The organism is Arthrobacter burdickii (assembly GCF_030433645.1).
Classification (GTDB): Bacteria; Actinomycetota; Actinomycetes; order Actinomycetales; family Micrococcaceae; genus Arthrobacter_D; species Arthrobacter_D burdickii.
In genome coordinates, this window is the sequence record NZ_JAROCG010000002.1 from 17438 (window position 1) to 32900 (window position 15463).

The window sequence follows — 15463 nt, forward strand, 5'->3', positions numbered from 1 at the left end:
AAAACACATGACCACCACCGTTCACGCCTACGCCTCACCTTCCGCCGACAAGGACCTCGTCCCCACCACCATCGAACGCCGCGACGTCGGTCCCCACGACGTCCTGATCGAGATCAAGTACGCCGGCATCTGCCACTCCGACATCCACACCGTGCGCGGGGACTGGGGGCCGCAGCCCTACCCCCTGGTGCCCGGCCACGAGATCGCGGGCATCGTTGCCGAAGTCGGCTCCGAAGTGACCCGGCACGCCGTCGGCGATCGGGTCGGCGTCGGTTGCATGGTCAACTCCTGCGGGCAGTGCAAGAACTGCGCGGCGGGCGACGAGCAGTACTGCGTCAACGGGATGGTGGGCACCTACGGCGCCACCGACCGCGACGGGACCGTCACCCAGGGCGGCTACTCCACCCACGTCGTCGTCACCGAGGACTTCGTCCTGAGGATCCCCGAGGGCATCGAACTCGATGCCGCCGCACCCCTGCTCTGCGCCGGCATCACCACCTACTCACCCCTGCATCGCTGGGGTGCCGGCCCCGGCAAGAAGGTCGCCATCGTGGGCCTCGGCGGCCTCGGCCACATGGCCGTCAAGATCGCGCACGCCATGGGCGCCGAAGTCACCGTCCTCTCGCAATCCCTCAAGAAGCAGGAGGACGGCCTCCGGCTGGGAGCGGACCACTACTACGCCACCAGCGACGAAACCACGTTCACCGACCTGGCCGGCTCCTTCGACCTCATCATCAACACCGTCAGCGCCAGTATCGACATCAGCGCCTTCCTGGGACTCCTGACGGTCGACGGCGCCCTCGTCAACGTCGGCGCACCCGCCGAGCCGCTGCCCGTGAACGCCATGGCGCTCATCGGCGGCCGCCGCTCGTTCGCCGGCTCCATGATCGGCGGCATCGCCGAAACCCAGGACATGCTCGACTTCTGCGCCCGGAACGGCATCGGCGCCGAGATCGAGGTCATCCCGGCCGAGAAGATCAACGACGCCTACGAGCGCGTCCTCGCCTCGGACGTCCGCTACCGCTTCGTCATCGACGCCGCCACCTTCGCCTAGCGGAGACACCGGACCGGGGCGGGAGGCTGAGCCTCTCCGCCCCGGGCCGGCACTCCCACCCGCGCGACGCGGTCGTCCGGCCTATCGGCTCACGACCACGTGCTCGTTCGGTACGCAGTGGGTCATGGTCAGGCCCTCGACGTTGCGGGGGCCGTTGCTGCCCAGGTTCTTCAGGCGGGCCAGTTCGTCCTCGGAGAGGGTCTGGCTGGCGAGCGGCGGCAGGTCCTTGATGTCCGCGAGGCCGATGTCGAGTCCTTCCCCGACGCGGGCTCCGAGTTCGTCGTCGACCAGGTAGAAGTGCCACACCATGCGTTCCTGCACGGAGCGGGCCGCCTGCCCGATCAGGGTCACGAAGTTGGCGACGAGGTCATCCTTCTCCCACTGCTCGAGCAACTGGTACCGCTGGCCCGCCTGCAGGTAGTCGTTGGTGAGCGGGATGCGCTTGCGTGTCAGGCGCCCGGAGATCTCCGGCCCCTGCTCGTCGTGCGTCGGGTACTGCCCCTCGCGGAGCCCGCCCGTGATGGAGGGCTCGTAGTTGACGTGCGGGTTCTGCCCGGGCGCGAGGTCCGTCCCGAAGGACATCTGCCCGCCGCGCTGGTTGGTGTGCACGGGGGCGTTCTTCGCGGAGTTCACCGGCAGCTGCAGGTAGTTCGGACCCACCCGGTAGCGCTGGGCGTCGCTGTAGCTGAAGGTGCGGCCCACGAGCATCTTGTCGTCCGAGAAGTCGAGCCCGTCGACGAGGACACCCGTACCGAAGGAGATCTGCTCGTTCTCGTTGTGGTGGTCCGTGACGTTCCGGTTGAGCGTCATGGTGCCCACGAGCTTCGGTTCGAAGTCCTGTTCCGGCCAGGTCTTGGTGTCATCGAGCGGATCGAAGTCGAGCTCGGGGTGGTCGCCGTCGTCCATCAGCTGCACGTACAGGTCCCACTTCGGGTAATCGCCGCGCTCAATGGCCTCGTAGAGGTCCCTGGAGGCATGCCCGAGGTCGGTCGCCTGGATGTTGGCGGCGTCCTCCTCGGTCAGGCTTTTGACGCCCTGGTGCGGCTGCCAGGTGTACTTCACCAGTTTCGAGTCGCCGTCGGCGTTGACCCACTTGTAGGTGTTCACCCCGAAGCCCTGCATGTGCCGGTAGTCCGCCGGGATACCGCGGGGGCTGAAGAGGTTCACCAGCATGTGCATCGACTCCGGCGTCTGCGACATGAAGTCGAAGATGCGCGCCGGGTCCTGCCGGAACGTGATCGGGTCCGGCTTGAGGGAGTGGATGACGTCGGGGAACTTGATGGCGTCGCGGATGAAGAACACCGCGAGGTTGTTGCCCACCAGGTCCCAGTTGCCGTCCTCCGTGTAGAACTTCACCGCGAAGCCGCGCGGGTCACGGGCTGCCTCGGAGGAGTCGCGCCCGCCGATGACGGTGGAGAAGCGGATGGCGACGTCGGTCTTCTTCCCCGGCTCGGAGAACAGCTTCGCGCGGGTGTAGGCGTTGATGGGCTCCTCGCCCCACATCCCGGTCGCTTCGAACTCGCCGTAGGCGACGAAACCGCGGGCGTGCACGACGCGCTCCGGGATCCGCTCCCGGTCGAAGTGGCTGATCTTCTCGAGGAACTGGTAGTTCTCCAGTGTGGCGGGGCCGCGGGCGCCGACGGTCCGGGAATTCTGGTTGTCGTAGACCTGGTGGCCCTGCCGGTTGGTCAGGACGGCGCGGTCATCACCTTCGGCGGGCGGCTGGCTGGCGACATCGGTCATGCGGATCTCCTCATAAACTCTGGTCTTCTCGAGCGGCGCGGGGTGGGCCCACGCCCGATTTCGACGCTACCCAAGGGCCACATGGGCAGCAACCGAAGTAATCCGGTGGCCGATCGGTGGAAAAGTGAGGCGGCGGAGGGCACGAGCAGCTCCTAGGACGGTCCCGTGCCCTCCTCGATGTCCGCATAGCGCTGCACGAGGCCCGCGGCGCCGCCCGCCGGTTCCGCCTCCAGTGCTCCGCGGATGGAATCGAGTTTCGCCGCCCCTGCCGGGAACGGGGGCAGCAGCGGTACGTCCGGGTCCGTGACGACGTCGAGGACGAACGGCCGGTCCGCCGAGAAGGCCCGCTGCCAGGCGTCGGCGAGGTCTTCCGGGTCCGTCACGCGGACGCCGTCGAGGCCGAGCAGGCGCGCATAGGCGGCGCAATCGACGTCGGGCAGGGCCTGGCTGGCCTCGAACCGGGGCTCGCCCTCCATCTCCCGCTGCTCCCAGGAGACCTCCGCGAGGTCCCGGTTGGAGAAGACGCACACCACGAAGCGGGGATCGGCCCAGTCGCGCCACAGCTTGCCGACGGTCACGAGTTCTGCGAGCCCCGCCATCTGCATTGCACCGTCCCCCGCGAGTACGACGACGGGACGGCTGGGGCGGGCGAGCTTCGCGGCGATGCCGTAGGGGACGCCCGCGCCCATGCACCCGAGCGTGCTCGACAGGTGGGCAGGAACGCCGCGGGGCAACCGGAGCTGTCGCGCGTACCAGTACACGCAGCTTCCGACATCGACGGCGACCTGTGCATCCCCCGGCAGGATGGCGTTGAGTTCATGGACGACGCGCTCGGGATTCACGGGCTCGGCCGGAGTCATGGCACGGGCGGTGGACACCCGGTCCCATCGGCGCACCTGCTCCTCGACCTCCTCCCGCCACGAGTGGTCCTGCTGGCTGTGCAGCAGGACCAGCAGCGAGGAGAGAGTCTCCGCAGCGTCGCCATGCAGTGCCACCTCCACCGGGTATCGGTTGCCGATGGCCTTGGGATCGATATCGATCTGGACGGCTCGGGCCTGCCCCGGTGCCGGGTAGTACTCGGTCCACGGGTCGTTCGAGCCGATGATCAGCAGGGTGTCGCAGTTGTCCATGAGGTGGGCACTCGCCGTCGTGCCGAGGTGACCCATGGTGCCGGTCACGAAGGGACGCGACTCGTCGACATGCGGCTTGCCGAGCAGGCTCGTGGTGATGCCGGCTCCCAGCCGGTCCGCGACAGCGAGCACTTCATGCTGGGCGTGGGCGGCACCCTGCCCGACGAGCAACGCGATCTTCCGTCCCGCGTTCAGGACGGCGGCGGCGTCGTGCAGGTCGGCCTCCCGGGGAGAGACGCACCCCATCGACCACACGGGCGACGACGGCACCACGCCGTGCTCGTGCGGCATCTCGGGGGCGGGTGCCTGCTGGACGTCGTGCGGGAGGATGACCACGGCGGGCGACCGCGTGGCAAGAGCGGCCTTGAAGGCCCGGTCGAGGACCATGGGCAGCTGCTCCGGACTGGCCACCTGCTGGCGGAACTCCGACGCCACATCCTTGAACAGGCTGAGGAGATCGATCTCCTGCTGATAGGCGGAGCCGAGCACGGTCTGGCTCTGCTGCCCGATGACGGCGACGACGGGCACGCTGTCCATGCGCGCGTCGTACAGGCCGTTGAGCAGGTGGACCGCTCCGGGGCCCTGGGTGGCCGTGACAACGCCCACTGCGCCGGTGTACTTGGCGTGCGCCACGGCCATGAAGGCCGCGGCCTCCTCATGGCGCGCCTGGATGAAAGCCGGCGCCCCTGCCCGGCGCAGCGCACCGAGCAGGGGATTGATGCCGTCTCCGCTGTAGCCGAAGATCCGGTCCACGCGCCACGCGGTGAGGTGGCGGACGACGAAATCGGCTACGGTGTCGGCCGTGTCCTCCGGCACTAGACCGCTGCCGGCACTTCGGGGCCCGTCGGCCAGCGCAGGAGGGCGGCAATGGGCTTTTTCTCCAGTGCCCCCGACGGATACATGGAGACCTGGGCATCGGTGAGGGCCGCAGCCCGCAGCAGGGCAGCAACGGCCGGTACGTGGCCGAGCACGCCGGCACCCGCGGTCTCCGCTTCCGATGTCGCCACCCACGGCGCCGCGTCGAGCGCCAGGAGCGTCTCGTCGTCCCACGCCGTGGTCTCGAGGAGCAGGGATTCGACCTGCGCCTGCTGCAGTGCGGTGATGACCGCACCGCGACCGATGGCGGACGTGCGGGTGCCCTGGCCCTCCTTCTCGGCCAGGCGCTCCAGCAGGGCGTGCTGGCGATCGGCCATGGTGCGGGCCACGAGCTGCTGGACCTGCTCGAGGAAGGTCTCCTCGTCCGCCCCGTCCGCACGCGTATTGGACTCGATGATGGCGAGCTTGGCGCGCGACTCCTGCGACACCTCGTCGTGGACCATCTGGCGGGCACGGATGTCTCCGGCGACGACGATGAGCTGCGCATCGTGCTCCGCGGAGATACGGTCGATCTCCGACGCGACCTCGCGGGAGTTCATCTTCCACACCTTCTCGGCATGCTGCTGCATGCGCTTGTGCGCCCAGCCCCCGCTGCCGAGCTTCCGGGTGTGGTCGGTGTCCCCCTCGACCACGGAATCGGGGTCACCCGACGTGATGTGGGCCTCGTCCCCGTTGGCATACCGCAGGTACACCTCACCGCCGTGGTGTCCCACCTCGGCGACGATGTACGCGAAGTCCTCGGGCGTGTGCCGGACGAGAGGCGTGAGGTCGGGGATGGGCCCCGTCGCCGTCACGGTGAGCCCGACCAGGTTGCCGGGCAGGAACTCGTTGATGACCGCCTGGCCGTTGTTCACGAGGAGGTAGCGGGTCACGGGATCGGGCAGTCCCTTGGCGGTCGTGCCGAGGGCGGCGACGGCGGCCTCGACGTCCTGCTCCGGGGCGCCGGCGTCCTTCATCTCCTGGGCGACGCTGCGCGGAAGGATCTCGTCGTTCGCCAGGCCGTCCACCGTGCCGGTGCTGCCCTCGACATAGATGGTGGTCCATGGGCCGGGCAGTTCGAACAGATGGGCGTGGTCTTTGAGTAGGTGCGTCACGAAGATCCCCTGTCATGTCAGTGGTGGTGACCTCCGGTGAGGACGACCCACCGGAGATACTAAGGACACTTATGGTCTATCACCCTCGACCCGCGGCTGAGAAGGATTCCCGGGTGCGCTGCCGGGCTTGAAAATCACTCGGCAGGCGTGGGTGGCGGCAGGTAGCGTGGGGTCATGCTCACAGTTCCCGAGAATTTCCCGCCCCGTTACATCAGCTTCCTCGAGGCCCAGGACGAAGGCTTCGCCGAGACGGTGCTGATGGTGATGAAGCAGTCCATGGCCGAGGGCAAGTACGGCATCCTGGTCAGCAGCCACGCCCTGGACCGGCAGGCCGAACTGTCCCAGGAGGTCCCGTTCGGGGAGGTCGTGGAAGGAACCCGCTGACCCGGGCCTCCCGCAGAAGAACTGCGAGGCGCGGGGAATCCCGAGAATCCCGAGAAGACGACGGAAGCGCCGGCCCGGCGGGCCGGCGCTTCCGTTCTGCGTGATGCCTGCTACTTCCCTGAGCCGTACTGGTCCTCGGAATCCGCGCCTTCGGCGGGGTCCTGCGGGTGCACCCTGATGTCCTCGGGGTTGGCGTCCGTGTCGCCTTCCGCGGGCGCCTCGTTGTGGACACGGTCATCGTCGCTGCGGTTCTCTGACATGCACTCATCCTCTCGGTTCCAGGGGAACTAAGCTCCCTTATGGTCAGTCTACGGATCCGGAGCCGCCGGCATAACCCGTGCGGCCCGGTGCGTCGGGTGGTGGTCAGCATGCTTACTCTTGGGTCATGGAAGATCGACAGGACGCCGCATCCACGCCCGGCGGTCGTCCCACGATGGGGGTCCGGTCGGCAGGAGCAGGCCTCCTGGGGCTGGGGCTCGGGCTTGCGGCGCACACCCTCTCCGGCGGAGCGCCCCCGAGCACGCCCATTCTCTGCGGTCTCGCCGCGCTCGCCGTCCTGGCCTCCACTCTCGTGGCGCAGGCCCGGTTGCCCGTGTGGGCGGTCATGCTGCTGTCGGGTCTGGCACAGCAGGTCCTGCACTGGCTTCTCGGGGGCCTCGGTGGGGCAGCGACGTCCTCCCTGTCCGGGACGGAGGTGCACCACGGCGGTGCCGTGCCTGTGGGATCCGGCGCCGGCGAGGGGCACTCACCGGAGGTCATGCTGATGCTCCACGCCCACCTGGCTGCCGCGCTCCTGGTTGGTTGGGTCGCGGTGCGGTACCCCCGGGTCGCCGAATGGGTGGCGCGCAGGCGGGGACTGCGGCTGCAGGAGCGACAAGGCGCCCCCATCGAGTGATGAAGGCGCCTTGTCGGCCGTGCTGGTCGATCCGGGCGATCAGGAAGTGCTGATCGGCCCTAGTTGCTGCTGCCCGAGCTGTCGTAGAACGGGTAGTCCGTGTAGCCCTCAGGTCCGGTGGAGTAGAACGTGGCCGGATTCGGTTCGTTCTCCGGAAGGTTCTCGCGCCAGCGGCGGGCGAGGTCGGGGTTCGCGATGGCCGGGCGGCCGACGACGACGGCGTCTCCCACGCCGTCCTCGAGGATGGCGATGGCCTCCTCGCGGTTGGTGATGAGTCCGAAGCCGCTGTTGATCAGGAAGGGTCCGCCGAAGCGCTTCCGGAGGTCCTGGATGAGGGCCCCGGTCGGCTCGGCGTGCAGGACGCTGAGGTACGCGAGCTTCAGCGGTGCGAGGGCGTCGACGAGCGTTCCGTACGTCGCCAGGACGTCGGCGGCGTCGGTCTCCAGGGCGTCCTGGATGTTGTGGGCGGGCGAGATGCGGAGGCCGACCTTCTCGGCTCCGACTTCAGCTGCCACCGCGGTCACGAGTTCGATGACGAACTGCGCGCGCTTTTCGGGCGATCCTCCGTAGGCGTCCTCACGCTGGTTGGACTCGGGGGAGAGGAATTCGTGCAGCAGGTAGCCGTTCGCTCCGTGCAGTTCGACGCCGTCGAATCCGGCGATGTCGATCGCCTTGCGCGAGGCCGTCACGAACTCCTCGATGATGCCCGGCAGTTCCTCCGCGGTGAGGGCATGCGGCACCGGATAGGGCTGTTTGCCCGTGCTGGTCCGCGTGGTCCCCTCGATGGCGACGGCGCTCGGGGCCACGACCTCGTAGCCGCCGTTGGTGTCGGGGTGCGTCACGCGGCCCGCGTGCATGACCTGCGCGACGATGCGGCCGCCGTCCGCGTGCACGGCGTCCGTGACGCGCTTCCAGCCTGCGAGCTGCTCGTCCTCGACCAGTCCCGGCTGCCCGGGGAAGCCCTGCCCGGCATGGCTGGGGTAGGTTCCCTCGCTGACGATGAGCCCGAGGGAGGCCCGCTGGCGGTAGTGCTCGACGACGATGTCGCCGGGGATGCCCGCGTCGCCCGAGCGGACGCGCGTGAGCGGCGCCATCACAACGCGGTTGGGGAGTTCGAGCGTGCCGAGGGTCAGGGGGGAGAACAGCTTCATGCGTTCCTACTTTCCGGGTCGGTGTCCTACTGGTCGGTAACCGGCACCGACCGGGTGCTATTCCGGATGTGTCCCGTGTCACCCGCCCGACAGGGGGGTGTGCGGACTGGATGATGGGCGACGGCGGTGCCACACTGTGCGTGCGCCCGCGGCACCGCGGGGCGTGGACGGATGGTGGGCCATGAGTGGAATCCGGATGGGAACGGCCTCCGGGCGATGGATCCTGGTCGCGACAGTCCTGGGTTCGGGTATCGCCGGCATCGATGCCACCGTCGTCAACGTGGCCCTGCCGACGATCGGGCGGGACCTCGGCACGAATTTCTCGGCCATGCAGTGGATGGTCACCGGCTACACCCTGACGCTCGCCTCCTTCATCCTGCTCGGCGGGGCGCTGGGGGACCGGTTCGGGCGGCGGCGCGTCTTCGTGGTCGGTGTCATCTGGTTCGCCGTCGCCTCCCTGCTGTGCGGGTTGGCTCCGGACGCCGGCCTGCTCATCGCGGCGCGTGCCCTCCAGGGCGTCGGAGGGGCCCTGCTCACGCCGGGCAGCCTCGCGATCCTCCAGGCCGCCTTCTCGGGTGAGGACCGCGCGCGGGCCATCGGAGCGTGGTCCGGCCTGGGGGGCGTGGCCACCGCCATCGGGCCCTTCCTCGGGGGATGGCTCGTCGAAAGCGTCTCCTGGCGCTGGGTCTTCCTCATCAATGTCCCCGTCGCGGCCGTCGTCGTCTGGATCGCCGTGCGGCATGTTCCCGAGACCCGCGACCCGGGCGCGACGGGCGGGCTCGACCTCGCCGGGGCGGCCCTCGGGGCGCTCGCGCTCGCCGGCACGACCTACGCGCTGATCGAAGCGCCCGACCAGGGCATGGGTTCGGCCGGAGTCCTCGCGTCCGGGCTCCTGGGACTCGCCGCGGCCGCAGCCTTCCTCGCGGTGGAGCGGCGCACCGAGAATCCGATGCTGCCCCTGGGCATCTTCGGCAATCGACAGTTCCGTGCGGCGAACGCCGTCACGTTCCTCATCTACGCGGTGTTCGGCGGCATCTTCTTCCTGCTCGTCGTCCACCTGCAGGTCGTGGCGGGTTTCAGCCCGGTGGCGTCCGGCACCGCGATGCTCCCGATCACGGCGCTGATGCTCGCCCTGTCGCCGCGCGCAGGAGCGCTCAGTTCCAGGATCGGCCCCCGCATCCCGATGGCGGTCGGTCCGCTCATCTGCGCCGTGTCGCTGGTCCTCATGCTGCGGATCGGCGCGGAGGCGTCCTATCTCCGCGACGTGCTTCCGCCGGTGATCGTGCTCGGCCTCGGGCTGTCGCTGCTCGTCGCACCCCTGACGTCGACGGCGCTGTCCTCGGTGCCGGAACGCCAAGCGGGGCTCGCCTCCGGTGTCAACAACGCGGTCGCGCGGGCGGCGGGCCTCATCGCGATCGCCGTCCTGCCGGCTGCCGCAGGTCTGACAGGAGACGCCTACGACAACCCGAGGACCTTCGAGGCCGGATTCGCTACCGCATGCCTTCTCGGCGCCGGAGTACTGGCGGTGGGTGGACTCCTGGCCGCCGTCAGTATCCGGAACCCCGGGGTGCCGGAGGCCGACCACCCCAGGCACTGCGCCGTCGGCGGCACCCCGGCGGCTCCCGGCGCCCTCCGCGAGGCGCGCGGCGGCCAGGGCGGGCACCCTCGGACATGACGAAGCCCCGGGGGGTTCCCGGGGCTTCGCAGTGTTCCGTTCGGGGGTGTTACTTGATGTCCTGCTCGTCCATCGCGCTCAGCGGTGACCCGCCACGGTTCGCGGGGTCGTCGCTCGCGTCGACCTCGTCGTCCTCCATCATGCCGAAGTCCACGTCCGCGGAGGCTTCACCGAGCATCGGCTCCTCCGGCGGGTACTGCTCGTCCCCGTGCCGGTAGCGGGCCTCGGCCGTCTCCTCGCGGAGGGTCTGGTCGCTCAGGTAACCTTCCTCGCCGATCGCGCTGACGCCGTTCTCGTCGAAGTCGTTCTCGTCGTCGCCGCTCTCGATCGCGCTGGGCTCGTCCTGCAGGAGGGGGTCGTCCTGCCACCGGTCCGGATTGTTCTCCGCGGCGTCGGGGTAGTCGTCGGGCTGGCCCTCGAGGACCGGATCAAAGGCCTCGGGAGCAAGCGAGTCGTTCGGCACGTCGGGCTCTTCGCCCACGATGGTCAGTTCCTCATCGGGAAGGTTCTCGGTCATCATCTCTGCCTTTCGTCGGTGCTGTGCTTCCTTCGATCATCAGCCTACTGATGAATCGGCCCGGATGACAGTTCCCCACCGCCGCCCTGATCGGTCTGGGTCCTGCTAGTCGCGGTCGCGCCAGCTGTGCCGGGGTTCGTACCCGAGGATCCGCCGGGCCTTGTCGATGGAGAGGAGCGTTTCGTGCTCACCTACCTCCCGGACCACCTCCACGCCGGGGAACACCTCCGCGGCGAGGTCCGCACTCGCACGGCTCATCACGGTGTCAGCGGCAGCGATGAGGAAGCGGTCGAAGCCGGGCGCCGCGTTCTGCAGGGCCTTCTCCACGGCCTGGGCGCCGTCGCGGCCGTCGATGTAGCCCCACAGGTTCCACTTGCGTGCAGTCGCGTCGGCATCGAAGGAGGGGAACTCGGCGTAGTCCTCGGGGTCCATGACGTTCGAGAACCGCAGGGCGGTGATGCTCAGTTCCGGGTCCCAGCGCGCCAGCTCGATGGCGAGCTGCTCCTCGAGGTGCTTGACCAGGGAGTACGTGCTCTCGGGCCGGGCCGGGTACTCCTCGTCCACGGGGATGTACGGAGGAGGGGTGTCGAACGGGAGTCCGAGCACCGTCTCGCTGGAGGCGTAGACGATCCGCTTGATGCCGGCCCGCCGGCACGCCTGGAACACGTTGTACGTGGCCGTCATGTTGTTGTGGAACGTCGCGGCATCGGCCTGCAGCCCGGGCGCAGGGATGGCACCGAGATGCACCACGGCATCCAGGGCCTCGTACTTGTCGTCCACGCCCTGGAACGCGTCGGCCACCTGACCGTAGTCGCGCAGGTCGATCCGGAGGAAGGACGGGCTGCGCTCCCCGTGCTGGTCCAGTTCGACGACGGTGTGGCCGGCCTCGCGGAGGCCGCGCACCACGCTGCGTCCGAGCTTGCCGTTGGAGCCGGTGACCGCGACGTTGAGCGTTGCAGGGCCCGCCATCAGGCCGGCCGCGTCTCGGGGGACACCGTCTTTGCGACGTCGGTCTCCGCGAGGTCGCCGATCGCGTCATCGATCGCCTTCAGGACATCGTCCTCCAGCGTCACGCCGGCAGCGGCGGCATTCGACTCCACCTGCTCGGGGCGCGAGGCCCCGATGATCGCCGAGGCGACGTTCTTGTTCTGCAGCACCCAGGCGATCGCGAGCTGCGCCATCGTGAGCCCTACGCCGTCGGCGATGGGCGCGAGCTTCTGGACACCGGTGAGGACGTCGTCGCTCATCCAGCGCTTGATCATGTCGGCGCCGCCCTTGTCGTCGGAGGCACGGGTGCCCTGCTCGGGCTGCTGCCCGGGACGGTACTTGCCGGTCAGGACGCCCTGCGCCACGGGGGACCAGACGATCTGGGACAGTCCGAGTTCCTCGGAGGTGGGGACGACCTCGCCCTCGATCACGCGCCACAGCATCGAGTACTGGGGCTGGTTGGAGATGAGCTGGAAACCGAGGTCCTTCGCAAGGGCGGCGCCGTCGCGGATCTGCTGGGCCGTCCACTCGCTGACGCCGATGTAAAGGGCCTTGCCCTGGCGCACGACGTCGGCGAAGGCCTGCATCGTCTCCTCGAGCGGCGTCTCGTGGTCGTACCGGTGCGCCTGGTAGAGGTCCACGTAGTCGGTCTGGAGTCGCTGCAGCGAGCCGTCGATCGATTCCAGAATGTGCTTGCGGGAGAGCCCCACGTCGTTGTGGCCCTTGGGGCCCGTGGGTCCCCAGACCTTCGTGAAGATCTCCAGGGACTGCCGGCGCTCGCCCTTCAGCGCCTCGCCGAGCACGGTCTCCGCCGCCGTGTTCGCGTACACGTCCGCGGTGTCGAACGTGGTGATGCCCACGTCGAGCGCCGCGCGCACGCACTGCGTCGCGACGTCGTTCTCCACCTGCGATCCATGCGTGAGCCAGTTTCCGTAGGTGATTTCCGAGATCTTGAAGCCGCTGTTGCCGAGGTATCTGAAGTCCATGCTTCTGATGCTAACCACCCTTAGGAAGCGAGTACAGGACGGACAGTTCCCCCAGGCAACATTGACGCCGGATCCACGGGAGGCAGGTGCGCAGCCGCTAGACTTGTGGGCGTCCTTCGCTCGCCGCCCACAGTAAATGAGGAATCTTGGCCGACTTCAGCGCCCGTTTCGCCACCACGACGGAGCAGCAGGACTGGGATGCGCTGGTGACGTCCAATCCGGGCGGCGGCAACGTGCTCCAGTCCGCGGCGTTTGCGGAGGTCAAGTCGCACCACGGGTGGCGGCCCCGGTTCCTGGTCCTCGAGGGTCCGGACTCGACGAGCTACAACCTCATCCTCGAGAAGAGGGTGCCCCTGCTCGGGTCCCTCTGGTACCTCATCAAGGGACCGGCGGTCACCGAGGCGGGCCACGTCCCAGCGGCCGTGCGGGCCGTGGCCGACCTCGCCCGGCGCGAGGGGCACCGCGTCTTCGCCATCAAGGTGGAACCCGACCTCGTGGACGGTCCCGAGGTGCGCGAGCTCTTCCGCGCCGCGGGCCTCGTCAAGACGTTCAACCTGCAGCCGAACGACAGCACGGCCATCCTGGACACCACCCCGGACTCCAACCAGTTGCTGCGGAACCTGCACTCGCGGGGCCGCAACGCCGTCCGCCGGGCCATGCGCGAGGGCGTCGAGGTCCGGCGCATGGAGCCGACCCAGGAGACCTTCCGGGCGATGTACTCCCTGATGTCGCACATCGAGGACCGTTCCGCGGCCCGCATGCGCTCCTTCGAGTACTACAGCCGTTTCTGGCAGAACTTCGTGGACGCCGGACAGGGCCGTTTCTACTTCGTGCACGAGGACGGCGAACCGTCGGTGGGGGCGTTCGTCATCAACTACGGGTCGAAGGGGACCTACAAGGACGGCGGCTCCCGGCCCGGGCGGACACAGTACGGCGATTCGCACCTCGTGCAATGGAGGGCGATCAACGACCTCAAGGACGAGTTCGGGATCGTCGAGTACGACTTCTGTGGAACTCCGCCGAGCGACCGGCTCAAGGACACCGACCACCCGCACCACGGCCTGGGGCTCTTCAAGACGAGCTTCACCAAGACCGTCACGGACTTCGTCGGCTGCTACGACTTCGTGGTCAGCGGCTGGAAGTATCGTGTGTGGAACACGATTGCGGAGCGTGTGGCGCGCCAGGTGTACTGGCGCCGCACGCACCAACCGTTCTACTGAGGAAAAGCCCGCGGACTCCGCGGCGCGTGAAGCATGAAAGGCCGCTGTGACAGACGGTTCCACCCCGGAGGATGGCCGATCGCCTTCCACCAATCCTTCGCCTGTGGCGGAGGCACTCCCCGTCATCCAGCGGCCCTTCGATCCGAGTGAGGACGAGAAGAAGAAGCTCGCCGCCGGCCGAGGGAGCGGCCGGAAGGCGCGAGGAGCTGCCGCTCCACCGAAGAAGCGTCCGGCGACGGAGCCGAGGACCCCTCGGCAGGGCCGCCAGCGCCCGTCGGCTCCGCGGCCCGCGGACGCCCTGCCCACCACGCCCGAGCGCGTACCGTCGTCGAGCCGTCCCAACGCCGCTGCCCGCAGCATGCTCCGTCGCCTGGTGCAGGGGGAGTCCCCGCCCACCCAGGCCATGAGCATCGTCGAGCGGCTGGCGGGCAGCCCCTACGCGAATCCGATGGTCCAGGTCGCCGGGCCCGACGCAAGCGCCCGCAAAGCCCTGGACTTCGCGCTCAGCCTGGCGGAGACCATGTTCCGGTACGGGGCGGGAGCGCTGGAGGTCGAGACGAGCATCATCGCCGTGACGGCGGCTTTCGGCCTGGACAACATCGAGGTGGACATCACCAACCAGTCGGTGGTGCTCAACTACTCGGCCAAGGACCAGACGCCGACGACGGTGCTGCGGGTGGTCCGGTCCTGGACGAACAACTACGCGGGCCTCACGGCGATCCACCGCCTCGTCTCCGACATCGCGGACGGCGGCGTCTCCCGCACCGAAGCGGTGCAGCGGCTCGACGAGATCACGCACCGGCCCAAGCCCTTCCCGCGCTGGATGGTCACGGCCGCATTCGGTATCTTCGCGGCCGCCATCGTCGCGTTCACCGGCGGCACGGTGCTGGCATCCCTCATCGGCTTCGTCAGCTGCATCCTCGTGGATCTGGTGAGCCGGAAGCTCGGAGAGTGGCGCGTACCCGAATTCTTCTCCGTCGCGACCTCGTCCGCGCTCGTCACCCTGATCGCCATGCTGTTCTGGTGGCTGCAGGTGCCGATCGCGCCGGCCCTCGTCGTGGTGGGCGGCATCCTCCTGCTCCTGCCGACCGGCAGGCTGGTCTCCGCGACGCAGGACGCCATCAACGGCTTCCCGGTCACGGCCGCCGGGCGGTTCCTCTCGGCGATCCTCATCTTCGCGGCGCTGGTCGCCGGCATCGCCGTCGCGCTCGTCGCCGGAACGGCGCTCGGCATACCCGAACTCGAGGTCCTCGACTCATCGGGCAGCCAGTACCCGTGGCCCGTGGTGGCGGTGCTGGTCTTCATCTCCGTCTCGATGATCTGCATCGCCGAGCAGACAGACGTGAAGCTTGTGATCCCCACGTCGCTCGTCGCGGTGGCCGGGTACCTCTTCCTGATCACCGTGATGACCGCGGGCGTCGGCTACCGACTAGCACCAGCCCTGGCCGCGATCCTGATCGGAGCGCTGTCACGCGTCGTCGCCCTCCGGCTCGGTGCACCCCAGCTCGTCGTGGCCGTTCCCGCGGTCCTCTTCCTCTACCCCGGGCTGACCATCTTCCGTTCGATGTACATGCTCACCCTCGATTCGGCCTTGGTGTCCGACGGCGCCCTCGGCCTCTTCAATGCCCTGACCGTGGTGCTGGCCATCGCCGCCGGAGTGGTCCTCGGCGACAACCTGGCGAGACCGTTCACGCGCAAGCTCAGCTCGAACGAGCGGCAGCGCAACCGGCGGCGATAGCCGGTCGTGGCCA

General features: G+C 68.7%; 14 protein-coding genes. 6 read left to right on the top strand and 8 right to left on the bottom strand.

The annotated features are described in order from the left end of the window. The first annotated feature begins 7 nt into the window (after positions 1-7). A complete protein-coding gene (locus P5G52_RS14760; RefSeq protein WP_301228895.1) occupies positions 8-1054 on the top strand; it encodes an NAD(P)-dependent alcohol dehydrogenase in 1047 nt (348 codons plus the stop codon). 81 nt (positions 1055-1135) lie between these two features. Here P5G52_RS14760 and P5G52_RS14765 read toward each other — a convergent pair whose 3' ends face one another. From P5G52_RS14765 to P5G52_RS14775, 3 genes are all read right to left on the bottom strand, one after another. After that, positions 1136-2797 carry a catalase gene (locus P5G52_RS14765; protein WP_301228897.1) on the bottom strand — a complete coding sequence of 554 codons (1662 nt, stop codon included), beginning with the start codon at positions 2795-2797 and terminating at the stop codon, positions 1136-1138. 152 nt (positions 2798-2949) lie between these two features. Continuing rightward, positions 2950-4743: a thiamine pyrophosphate-requiring protein gene (locus P5G52_RS14770; protein ID WP_301228899.1), complete on the bottom strand. Its 1794-nt coding sequence runs from the start codon at positions 4741-4743 to the stop codon at positions 2950-2952. Next, complete coding sequence (locus P5G52_RS14775) at positions 4743-5897, bottom strand: baeRF2 domain-containing protein (RefSeq protein ID WP_301228901.1); 1155 nt, start codon at positions 5895-5897, stop codon at positions 4743-4745. The genes P5G52_RS14770 and P5G52_RS14775 overlap by 1 nt, the downstream gene beginning before the upstream one ends. A gap of 174 nt (positions 5898-6071) precedes the next feature. Here P5G52_RS14775 and P5G52_RS14780 point away from each other — a divergent pair, with 174 nt between their 5' ends. Continuing rightward, positions 6072-6281 carry a hypothetical protein gene (locus P5G52_RS14780; RefSeq protein WP_087071516.1) on the top strand — a complete coding sequence of 70 codons (210 nt, stop codon included), beginning with the start codon at positions 6072-6074 and terminating at the stop codon, positions 6279-6281. A gap of 110 nt (positions 6282-6391) precedes the next feature. Here P5G52_RS14780 and P5G52_RS14785 read toward each other — a convergent pair whose 3' ends face one another. Next, a complete protein-coding gene (locus P5G52_RS14785; RefSeq protein ID WP_301228904.1) occupies positions 6392-6541 on the bottom strand; it encodes a hypothetical protein in 150 nt (49 codons plus the stop codon). A gap of 125 nt (positions 6542-6666) precedes the next feature. Between P5G52_RS14785 and P5G52_RS14790 the strand changes: the two genes are divergently transcribed. Beyond that, complete coding sequence (locus P5G52_RS14790) at positions 6667-7176, top strand: hypothetical protein (RefSeq protein ID WP_301228906.1); 510 nt, start codon at positions 6667-6669, stop codon at positions 7174-7176. A 59-nt stretch (positions 7177-7235) separates the two neighbouring features. On the opposite strand, the gene P5G52_RS14795 is transcribed toward P5G52_RS14790, so the two are convergent. After that, positions 7236-8327, bottom strand: a complete 1092-nt coding sequence (locus P5G52_RS14795; RefSeq protein ID WP_301228908.1) for an alkene reductase — start codon at positions 8325-8327, stop codon at positions 7236-7238. Positions 8328-8508: 181 nt separating this feature from the next. Between P5G52_RS14795 and P5G52_RS14800 the strand changes: the two genes are divergently transcribed. Then, a complete protein-coding gene (locus P5G52_RS14800) occupies positions 8509-10002 on the top strand; it encodes an MFS transporter (protein WP_301228910.1) in 1494 nt (497 codons plus the stop codon). A 49-nt stretch (positions 10003-10051) separates the two neighbouring features. On the opposite strand, the gene P5G52_RS14805 is transcribed toward P5G52_RS14800, so the two are convergent. The 3 genes from P5G52_RS14805 to P5G52_RS14815 form a co-directional block, all read right to left on the bottom strand. Beyond that, positions 10052-10519 carry a hypothetical protein gene (locus tag P5G52_RS14805; RefSeq protein ID WP_301228912.1) on the bottom strand — a complete coding sequence of 156 codons (468 nt, stop codon included), beginning with the start codon at positions 10517-10519 and terminating at the stop codon, positions 10052-10054. A gap of 105 nt (positions 10520-10624) precedes the next feature. Further along, a complete protein-coding gene (locus tag P5G52_RS14810; protein ID WP_301228914.1) occupies positions 10625-11488 on the bottom strand; it encodes an NAD-dependent epimerase/dehydratase family protein in 864 nt (287 codons plus the stop codon). Further along, positions 11488-12492, bottom strand: coding sequence for an aldo/keto reductase family protein (locus P5G52_RS14815; RefSeq protein WP_301228916.1), 1005 nt, complete (start codon positions 12490-12492; stop codon positions 11488-11490). The genes P5G52_RS14810 and P5G52_RS14815 overlap by 1 nt, the downstream gene beginning before the upstream one ends. Before the next feature lie 146 nt (positions 12493-12638). Between P5G52_RS14815 and P5G52_RS14820 the strand changes: the two genes are divergently transcribed. After that, a complete protein-coding gene (locus P5G52_RS14820; protein ID WP_301228918.1) occupies positions 12639-13712 on the top strand; it encodes a lipid II:glycine glycyltransferase FemX in 1074 nt (357 codons plus the stop codon). Positions 13713-13815: 103 nt separating this feature from the next. Next, entirely contained in the window at positions 13816-15450 is a 1635-nt protein-coding gene (locus P5G52_RS14825; RefSeq protein WP_301228920.1) for a threonine/serine exporter family protein, read from the top strand. The last annotated feature ends 13 nt before the right edge of the window (positions 15451-15463 follow it).

Coding starts and splice junctions, on each gene's coding strand:
- P5G52_RS14800 (WP_301228910.1), top strand. CDS start 8,509: ATGAGTGGAATCCGGATGGGAACGGCCTCCGGGCGATGGATCCTGGTC.
- P5G52_RS14795 (WP_301228908.1), bottom strand. CDS start 8,327: ATGAAGCTGTTCTCCCCCCTGACCCTCGGCACGCTCGAACTCCCCAAC.
- P5G52_RS14805 (WP_301228912.1), bottom strand. CDS start 10,519: ATGACCGAGAACCTTCCCGATGAGGAACTGACCATCGTGGGCGAAGAG.
- P5G52_RS14810 (WP_301228914.1), bottom strand. CDS start 11,488: ATGGCGGGCCCTGCAACGCTCAACGTCGCGGTCACCGGCTCCAACGGC.
- P5G52_RS14815 (WP_301228916.1), bottom strand. CDS start 12,492: ATGGACTTCAGATACCTCGGCAACAGCGGCTTCAAGATCTCGGAAATC.
- P5G52_RS14780 (WP_087071516.1), top strand. CDS start 6,072: ATGCTCACAGTTCCCGAGAATTTCCCGCCCCGTTACATCAGCTTCCTC.
- P5G52_RS14765 (WP_301228897.1), bottom strand. CDS start 2,797: ATGACCGATGTCGCCAGCCAGCCGCCCGCCGAAGGTGATGACCGCGCC.
- P5G52_RS14790 (WP_301228906.1), top strand. CDS start 6,667: ATGGAAGATCGACAGGACGCCGCATCCACGCCCGGCGGTCGTCCCACG.
- P5G52_RS14785 (WP_301228904.1), bottom strand. CDS start 6,541: ATGTCAGAGAACCGCAGCGACGATGACCGTGTCCACAACGAGGCGCCC.
- P5G52_RS14760 (WP_301228895.1), top strand. CDS start 8: ATGACCACCACCGTTCACGCCTACGCCTCACCTTCCGCCGACAAGGAC.